This window comes from Vibrio sp. OPT24 (assembly GCF_015163545.1).
GTDB lineage: Bacteria > Pseudomonadota > Gammaproteobacteria > Enterobacterales > Vibrionaceae > Vibrio > Vibrio cyclitrophicus.
Window position 1 is genome coordinate 289906 of record NZ_JADDYI010000048.1, and the last position, 8239, is coordinate 298144.

Below are 8239 nucleotides of genomic sequence, written 5' to 3' on the forward strand. Positions count from 1 at the left end.
ACTAGTATTCTATTGTTCTTTTAAAAGGCGGTAACGAGTCGAGTAATGATTTACCGTATCGTTTCGTTACTATGCGACGATCAAGGATCGTGACTTTACCAGAATCTCTTTCTTTACGCAGTAACCGCCCGACAGATTGAATAAGCTTTTTACTCGCTTCTGGAACCGTAATTTGCATAAATGGGTTACCGCCTCGTGATTCAATATATTCAGAGTGTGCTTGCTCTACTGGAGAGGTAGGCACACCAAAAGGAATCTTTGTAATGACGAGATTTTCAAGAAGCTCTCCAGGCAAATCAAGCCCTTCAGAAAAGCTGCCCGTTCCAAAAAGGACGCTTGTTTTGCCTTGTTCTATTAGCTTTTTATGTTTTTTTAGAATTTCAGTGCGTGAACTGTCACCCTGAACTTGTAAAGCCCATGACTTTTTAACGAAACCTGTTGCTAAAGCTTCTGCAACTTTGTTCATTTGCCAGTAAGAAGAGAATAAAACGAGATTGGCTTTGTTGTCTTCTATTACCTTAGGCAAAATTTCAATAAGATATTCGGTAAACTGAGGTGCTTGAGGTTCGTATTTCATTGCAGGGACGATCAGCTCTGCTTGGTTTTGATAATCAAATGGTGATGCCAAAGCAAGGAATTGAACACCATCTTCAGCTTTTTGACTGATACCTGCTTGGTGACAGAAAAAGTTAAAGGAGTTAAGTGCTCGCATTGTCGCAGAAACTAATACGGCTCCAACACAGCGGCTCCAAATCTGCTGGTCAAGTTGCCAACCAACCTCTAGCGGTGAAACGTTGACAACGAAATCGCCTTCGTTCTCTTTGTTTAACTCAAGCCAACGTGCTAGTGGTGCGCCTTTTTCTCGCTTAGGTTCCGCCATTAGGCGCCAGACTTGAGCTAGATTCTCTGTCCTTTGTATATAGAAGCCTATTTCAGCGAGCGCTGGCTCGGCTAGTTTTGCGGAAAGCTCTCCGTCTTTGACTCGCTCAGCAATGAGGTCAGCGATTTTTGCTACAGATTGGCTTGTCTTTTGAGTTAGCTGTTTGAGATCTTTCGACTCACTTTCTAACCATTCAGGCAAGTCACCATGCTCAAAGCGATACAAGCCGTCTTCAAAGTGGCTTGCGTCAAACTGTTTGCTCATTTGAGTCAGAGTAGGGATCAGTTGTTGTACGGAGTCCTGCAATTCATTTCTAAATCGGTGCACACGCTTTTCGTCCGCTAAACCAGAAAGCTTAGTGATCGATTGATTTAAACGCTCTAACCAAGAAGCCGCACCTTTTAAACTGGCAGCTGCAGAGGAGTGATCTCGAGCGACATGAGGTAAATGGTGTGCCTCGTCGAATATATAGATGCTGTTTTCTGGCTCTGGAAGAATAACTCCGCCACCTAGGTCAGCGTCGGCCATCACCAAACTGTGATTAGCGATAATCACATCTGCTTTATCTAGCTCTGAACGCGCTTTCTGGAAAGGGCAATCTCTGTGAGTTGGCATACTGTTGTTGCAGCTGTGCTTATCACTTACGACCATTTGCCAAATGATATTGTCGATTGGTTTCGGCCATGAATCACGATCGCCATCCCATTTACCTTGAGCCAGACTACGATACATGGTTTGAAGTTGCTCGATATCCTTTTTCTTTGGTTTGGATTCGAACATAGCCATTTGTCCACCATCAACACCGCAAGCCGCTGCCAATTTCTCTGAGCAACAATAGCGTTGTCTGCCTTTCGCTAATATAAAAGAGAACTCTCTGTCGGTGAGTCTTCTATATAGAGGGAGATCTTTATTGACGAGCTGTTCTTGTAGCGCGACGGTTGCGGTCGAAATAATGATTTTCCGATTATTTAAAACCGCAACGGGAATAGTTGCCATTAAATAAGCCAGTGATTTACCGATTCCTGTTCCCGCCTCAGCAACAATTATGCGGCTGCTCTTGTGGTATTGACCACAAAGTGTCTTCGCTATCTCAGCTACAAGGTAATTTTGTGCACGGCGAGGTACAAAGTTGTCCAACTGATCTTGGAGGTTTTGATAACTGGTGCGAATAGAATTTTGAATTTTAGTAGTTAGCATACTGTGACCTACGTAACGGAGCGAGGATAGTAGCACATATCACTAGCCGGTACATTTACGGCAAAATAGCTTGCTTTTGAATCAAAGGTAGATCTCGTTCACAAAAAAAAACTGAACCATCAGGAACTTAACGATTTTATTTATCTTGTGAAATATATATATTAAAAAATACCAGCATGCAGGTGTTAATCTCTGTCTTTTGGCTTTTTTATGGCTTTATTTGGTTTTATATACTGCACCTTTGTTTTTTATAGTTATTATATTTTCTGGTAAAACTAAGGATAAGCCGCTCGTAAAATGATGAAAAAAAATGTAAGTGTTTGATTTTAAATTGTTTGTGTTTTTTTTAGGTCTATTTTTAGTTTATTTGACACGCAGGATAATCTTTTGCAATCTAGACCTCGAAATTTAGTGACGGTGATTAACCAACAAAGAGTGGTAATGACCAGTCATAAAAATAATAGGGAACCGGGCAAGGATCTCCCATTCTTAGAAAAGGCAGTGGATTTATTATGAAAAAGACTCTATTAGCGTTAACTATCGCAGCGGTATCAACTTCTGCATTCGCAGTTGAAACAAGTTCTCAAAACTCTAAGCCAATGTTTGAGTTTGACGACATGCACAAAGACCAGTTCTCAGTATCTGGCGCATGGGGTGTTGGTGGTTACTACGATTCATACTCTGGTGCATTCTACGATGATTGGGCAACTGCTCTAACACTAGCTGTAAGCTACAAAAACAACCGTTGGGTTGGTTACTTTGAAACTGACCTAGAGATGAACTACATCTCTGATACAAATGAGTCAGCTAAAGTTGCTGAAGTTTACGACAGCGTTGAGTCAGGTCCTACAACTGATGTAGACAAAGCATGGTTAGGTTTCGACACTGGTTTCGGTGTTGCATCTTTCGGTTGGGAAAATGACACAGCTCTAGATAAAGTAGATGGCGCTGGTGACATGACTTACGAATTTGGTGCTTCTGCTGGCGATGCTTCTGATGCATTCAATGTAGTGAAATTCCAAGGCGCTACTTCAGGTGTTGCTTACGGTATCTCTTACTTCGAAACTAAAGATAGCCACGCAGCAGCAGACAAAGGTGTAAACGGTTACGTAGGTTTTGAACACGAAATCTTCAACATCTACGCTGGTTACGAAGATCGTGACGAAGCTGAATACACAGTAACTTCTGTTTCTGGTAACGTTAAGGTTGCTGATACAGTTAAACTAGGCTTTAACTCTTGGATTGATGAAGGCAACAAATCTGGTGCTGACACAACTGACAAGAAAAACACTGGTTACTACCTATCAGGTGCATTCGATGCTTCTGAGCAGGTAACTGTTGCTGCTGGTTACGGTGCAAACACTACTGAAGAAAACAACTCAGCTGATAAAGATTACAGCTACATGAACGTTGCTGTTATGTACACGCACAGCGACCGTCTAGACATGGGTATCGATATCAAACAAGAACTAGACGTTTTTGATGGTGTTCGTACTGATAGCTCTGATGAAGAGACATTCGTATTCGCAGCTGCTTACTACTACTTCTAATAGTCTAACTCTTAGTTAAGTAACGCTGTAAAAGCCAGTCTTAGGACTGGCTTTTTTGTGCCTGAAATTTATCAACGCATATAAAAATGGCCGCTTATCTAGTGACCATTTCTCTACTCATTGAATTATTACCTTAGATCTCTTTCCACTCACCCGGCTGAAGCTGACCCACGTTCATATTCCCCATCGAATAGCGAATAAGACGCAGGGTAGGGTAGCCAATATTGGCTGTCATTCGTCTTACCTGACGATTACGCCCTTCAATGATAGTAATAGCTAGCCATGTTGTAGGAATCGCGGCTCTGAAGCGCACAGGGGGAGTTCTCTCCCAGACTACAGGCTCTTGCATGATTTCTACCTTGGCAGGCAATGTTATGCCGTCTTTTAGTTCAACACCTTTTCTCAATTTATCTAAATCTTCCTCAGAAGGTGCGCCTTCAACCTGTACCCAGTAAGTTTTTGGCGATTTTGAGTTGGGCTGAGTCAATTTGGCTTGAAATATTCCATCATTGGTCAAGACCATTAACCCTTCACTGTCACGGTCAAGTCGTCCGGCTGCATAAACATCTTTAACAGGAATAAAATCCGCCAATGTTTTTCTACCTTCACCATCAGTAAACTGACTTAGCGTATCAAATGGCTTGTTGAACAGAATAACCTTGCGATCTTCGATCGCTATCTTAGGTTTTGTGTTCGTAGGTTTACCCTTGTAACGGTGTTTACTTGAATGAGGTTTCTTGTGCGAATTACCAGTGCTATTTTTATCACTGCCTCGGTTCTGCCTATTACCGCTTTGTTTTAATATTGCTTCAGAACGAGCTGGTTTGTCTGAGCGAGATGCGCTGCGTGAGCGAGTAGACATGTTAACTACCTTGCAAAAATGTAAACGAAGTGTGCTGAAAAGTTTTCACTGAAACGGAATTGAGCTATCATTTGCGCGCCTAAAAGACACAAAACAGAACAAGTTGATGGACTCTTAAGCCTGATTTGTTTAATTATACCTTCGTGTTTTATTATAACAACGCACTCACGGATTTGGTTCATGCTCTCATCAAGATTGTATGAAAAATAAGATAGAGTACGACTATCGAGTAAGCAGTTTTCACTCTTCGAGTCGCTTACTGGTCAATTTATAACATTCTCACCATTTTAGGTGAGCTTGTAAGAACTATAGGGAAATTTCATGCCTACTGAAAAACCAACTATCATCTATACCATTACAGACGAAGCTCCGGCGCTAGCAACTTACTCTTTGCTGCCAATCATTCAATCTTTTACAGCTTCTTCTGGTATTGACGTTGATACTCGCGACATTTCACTTGCAGGGCGTATTATTGCCAACTTCCCTGAGCATTTGAATGAAGAGCAACGTATTGGTGATGCACTAGCAGAACTAGGTGAATTGGCTAAAACACCAGAAGCAAACATCATTAAGCTTCCAAACGTATCAGCATCTGTACCTCAACTCCAAGCTACGATCAAAGAACTTCAGTCAAAAGGTTATGCACTTCCTAATTACCCGGAAGAAGCAAAGACTGATGAAGAGAGAGCAATAAAAGCGACTTACGACAAGATCAAAGGTAGTGCGGTAAACCCGGTTCTACGTGAAGGTAATTCAGATCGTCGTGCGCCACTTTCAGTTAAAAACTACGCTAAGAAAAACCCACATTCAATGGGCGCTTGGTCATCAGATTCTAAGTCTCATGTTTCTAGTATGGAAGACAAAGACTTCTTCGGTAGTGAAAAATCAGTAACGATTGAAGGCGCGACTGAAGTTAGCATCGAATTTGTAGGTAAAGATGGCACTAAGAAAACATTGAAGCCAGCTTTTGCTCTGCAAGATAAAGAGATCATCGACGCTTCAGTGATGAATAAAGCAGCTTTGGTTGCCTTCTTCGAGAAAGAAATCGCATCAGCTAAAGAGCAAGGTGTTCTACTTTCTCTTCACATGAAAGCAACGATGATGAAAGTTTCTGACCCAGTGATTTTTGGCCACGCGGTTAAGGTTTACTACAAAGACGTGTTCGCTAAACACGGCCAATTGTTCGATGAACTCGGTGTTGATGTAAATAATGGCATCGGTGATGTATACGCGAAGATTGCAGCCCTTCCTCAAGAGCAGAAAGAAGCAATTGAAGCTGATCTACAAGCGGTCTACGAGACTCAGCCTCCACTAGCAATGGTTGATTCGGATCGTGGTATCACTAACCTACACGTACCAAGTGACATCATTGTTGATGCATCTATGCCTGCAATGCTGCGTTCTTCAGGTCAGATGTGGGATCCAGAAGGTAAGCAAAAAGACACCAAAGCAATGATCCCAGATCGTAGCTACGCGAGTATTTACCAAGCGGTTATTGATTTCTGTAAAGAAAATGGTGCTTTTGATCCGACGACAATGGGTAGCGTGCCAAACGTTGGCCTAATGGCTCAAAAAGCGGAAGAATACGGTTCTCACGATAAGACTTTTATTCTAGAAGCTGCTGGTCAGGTTCAAGTGGTTGACGCTTCTGGTTCTGTCCTTCTTGAGCAAGACGTAGAGGAAGGCGATATCTTCCGTATGTGCCAAGTGAAAGATGCTCCGATCCAAGATTGGGTTAAGCTAGCTGTTACTCGCGCACGTGCTTCAGGTGTTCCCGCTGTATTCTGGCTAGATGCGTCTAGAGCTCACGATGCGCAGCTTATCAAGAAAGTAGAAGCTTACCTTCCTGAGTACGATACAGAAGGCTTAGAAATTAAGATTTTGGCACCGCTAGAGGCAACTCAATACTCACTAGTTCGTATTAAAGAAGGCCTAGACACAATCTCTGTTACAGGTAACGTATTACGTGACTACCTCACTGATTTGTTCCCAATTCTAGAACTTGGTACGTCAGCTAAAATGCTATCGATTGTTCCATTAATGAACGGTGGTGGCTTATTTGAAACTGGCGCTGGTGGTTCAGCTCCTAAGCACGTTCAACAAGTAGAGAAAGAAAACCACCTGCGTTGGGATTCTCTAGGAGAATTCTTGGCATTGGCTGCATCTCTAGAGCACCTAAGCGTTGTTACAGGTAACGCTAAAGCACAAGTACTGGCGGATGCTCTTGATAAAGCGACGGGCGAATTCCTTGATAATAACAAGTCTCCTTCACGAAAAGTGGGTGAGCTTGATAACCGTGGTAGCCACTACTACCTAGCTGCATATTGGGCGAAAGCACTTGCAGAACAAACGGTTGATGCAGATTTAGCGGCAGAGTTTGCTACTGTTGCAAGCCAATTAGCTGAAAGTGAAGAGGCTATCGTTGCTGAGTTGAATAATGCACAAGGTGTCGCAGGTGATTTAGGCGGCTATTACCTGCTTGATGACGCACTCGTATCCAAGCTAATGCGCCCAAGTGCTACGTTAAATGCACTGATTGATGCATAACTATAGCACTGAGTGGTAAACACTGTTGTGGCTAGCTAGTTATTTGACTTAGCTAAGCGATACATTTATAGCTTTGTTAAAACAAAGATTGAAGACGCTTTAACGATAACGTTAGAGCGTCTTTTTTACGGAAATAACATTGAGTTTATGGAGCGAAGATCGAAAAACCGCTCATTTAAAACTGAATAACAGTCAGTAAATGAGCGGTTTTAATGTTCTTGTTTACCGAGCCGCCCTAAACAGGACGAGTGGAGGTAAATATGATATCGGCAATCGCCTATTTAGCGACACTGCCTTCTACAGGAACAACAGAGCTAGCGTGCGAGCCTTTAGGTCCACTTTCTACTTCATAGTCGACCTGTTGACCTGCCTTCAAGGTTCGATAACCTTCCATCTGTATTGTGGAGTAGTGCGCGAAAATGTCGCCGTCTTCACCTTCTGGACAAATAAAACCAAACCCTTTGGCATTGTTAAACCATTTCACTGTACCTGTAGCCATGCTATACATCCCTCATGCATTTTGTTACTAACGTTGTTATATCAATTGTTGTAAGTCAGATTGATATCATTCCTACCAACTAAAGAATTTCAATTGATAGCTTGAGTCTCATACATTGCTTACGGAAATTAACGCTACCTTGCGTAATTATTCCTTATTGTTAAATTTTAAATGGTGTTACCAAGTTGTATTGGAAATACCTTTTAGCACCAATGTAGCTAATGATTGGGCACAGTCAATAGGAAATTGGTATAAAATTGATCAATTTTAATAACAAATCACATTCGAGATTAACTGCAAACTATTAACTAAATAGTAACTTAACGGCGATCTTATCGTTAATATCAATAGTTATGGTGTCTTTTTAATCAATCACATATGTTAATCCTGTTAATCGAGATCTTTTATTTGCAGCGATGGAAATGGTGGATTAGGCTCAGTATAGAGGAATATTTTTTGGTACTGTTTCTTGGTGCAGTTTCTTAGTACACCGTAATGCGTGAATGTGATAAATTTGAGTTAACTCAACATTCACGACTTCCGAAAAATAACCCTTAGCAAAGCTAATATGAGCAGAAACTTTGAATGGGCATCTCCAGGCTCAGATCTACTGGAGAAAGAAAAAACTAAAGTAAAGCCACCGGCAATGTATAACGTTATATTGAATAACGATGACTACACGCCCATGGACTTTGTAATCGAGA

The 8239-nt window shown here is 41.7% G+C and carries 6 protein-coding genes; 3 read left to right on the forward strand and 3 right to left on the reverse strand.

Translation table 11 applies throughout. From position 1 onward, the window contains the following. Window position 1: 1 nt before the first annotated feature. Window positions 2–2077 carry an ATP-dependent DNA helicase DinG gene (gene dinG / locus IQO02_RS11105; RefSeq protein ID WP_193838537.1) on the reverse strand — a complete coding sequence of 692 codons (2076 nt, stop codon included), beginning with the start codon at window positions 2075–2077 and terminating at the stop codon, window positions 2–4. Window positions 2078–2589: 512 nt separating this feature from the next. On the opposite strand from dinG, the gene IQO02_RS11110 reads away from it, so the two are divergent. Next, window positions 2590–3627 carry a porin gene (locus IQO02_RS11110; RefSeq protein WP_193838538.1) on the forward strand — a complete coding sequence of 346 codons (1038 nt, stop codon included), beginning with the start codon at window positions 2590–2592 and terminating at the stop codon, window positions 3625–3627. A gap of 133 nt (window positions 3628–3760) precedes the next feature. Here the strand turns inward: IQO02_RS11110 and IQO02_RS11115 are convergent, their stop codons facing one another. Next, window positions 3761–4489, reverse strand: coding sequence for a pseudouridine synthase (locus IQO02_RS11115; protein WP_193838539.1), 729 nt, complete (start codon window positions 4487–4489; stop codon window positions 3761–3763). Between the two features lie 321 nt (window positions 4490–4810). Between IQO02_RS11115 and IQO02_RS11120 the strand changes: the two genes are divergently transcribed. Further along, on the forward strand, window positions 4811–7036 hold the full coding sequence (locus IQO02_RS11120; protein WP_016783835.1) for an NADP-dependent isocitrate dehydrogenase: 2226 nt from the start codon (window positions 4811–4813) through the stop codon (window positions 7034–7036). A gap of 277 nt (window positions 7037–7313) precedes the next feature. On the opposite strand, the gene cspD is transcribed toward IQO02_RS11120, so the two are convergent. Beyond that, complete coding sequence (gene cspD, locus IQO02_RS11125) at window positions 7314–7535, reverse strand: cold shock domain-containing protein CspD (protein ID WP_010437410.1); 222 nt, start codon at window positions 7533–7535, stop codon at window positions 7314–7316. Window positions 7536–8103: 568 nt separating this feature from the next. Here cspD and IQO02_RS22160 point away from each other — a divergent pair. Further along, window positions 8104–8239: ATP-dependent Clp protease adaptor ClpS (locus IQO02_RS22160; protein ID WP_228006046.1), on the forward strand; the 136-nt coding region annotated here is incomplete at its 3' end.

Excerpts from the sequence above, each read along its gene's own strand:
- dinG (WP_193838537.1), bottom strand. The coding sequence starts at position 2,077 with ATGCTAACTACTAAAATTCAAAATTCTATTCGCACCAGTTATCAAAAC.
- IQO02_RS11110 (WP_193838538.1), top strand. The coding sequence starts at position 2,590 with ATGAAAAAGACTCTATTAGCGTTAACTATCGCAGCGGTATCAACTTCT.
- IQO02_RS11115 (WP_193838539.1), bottom strand. The coding sequence starts at position 4,489 with ATGTCTACTCGCTCACGCAGCGCATCTCGCTCAGACAAACCAGCTCGT.
- IQO02_RS11120 (WP_016783835.1), top strand. The coding sequence starts at position 4,811 with ATGCCTACTGAAAAACCAACTATCATCTATACCATTACAGACGAAGCT.
- cspD (WP_010437410.1), bottom strand. The coding sequence starts at position 7,535 with ATGGCTACAGGTACAGTGAAATGGTTTAACAATGCCAAAGGGTTTGGT.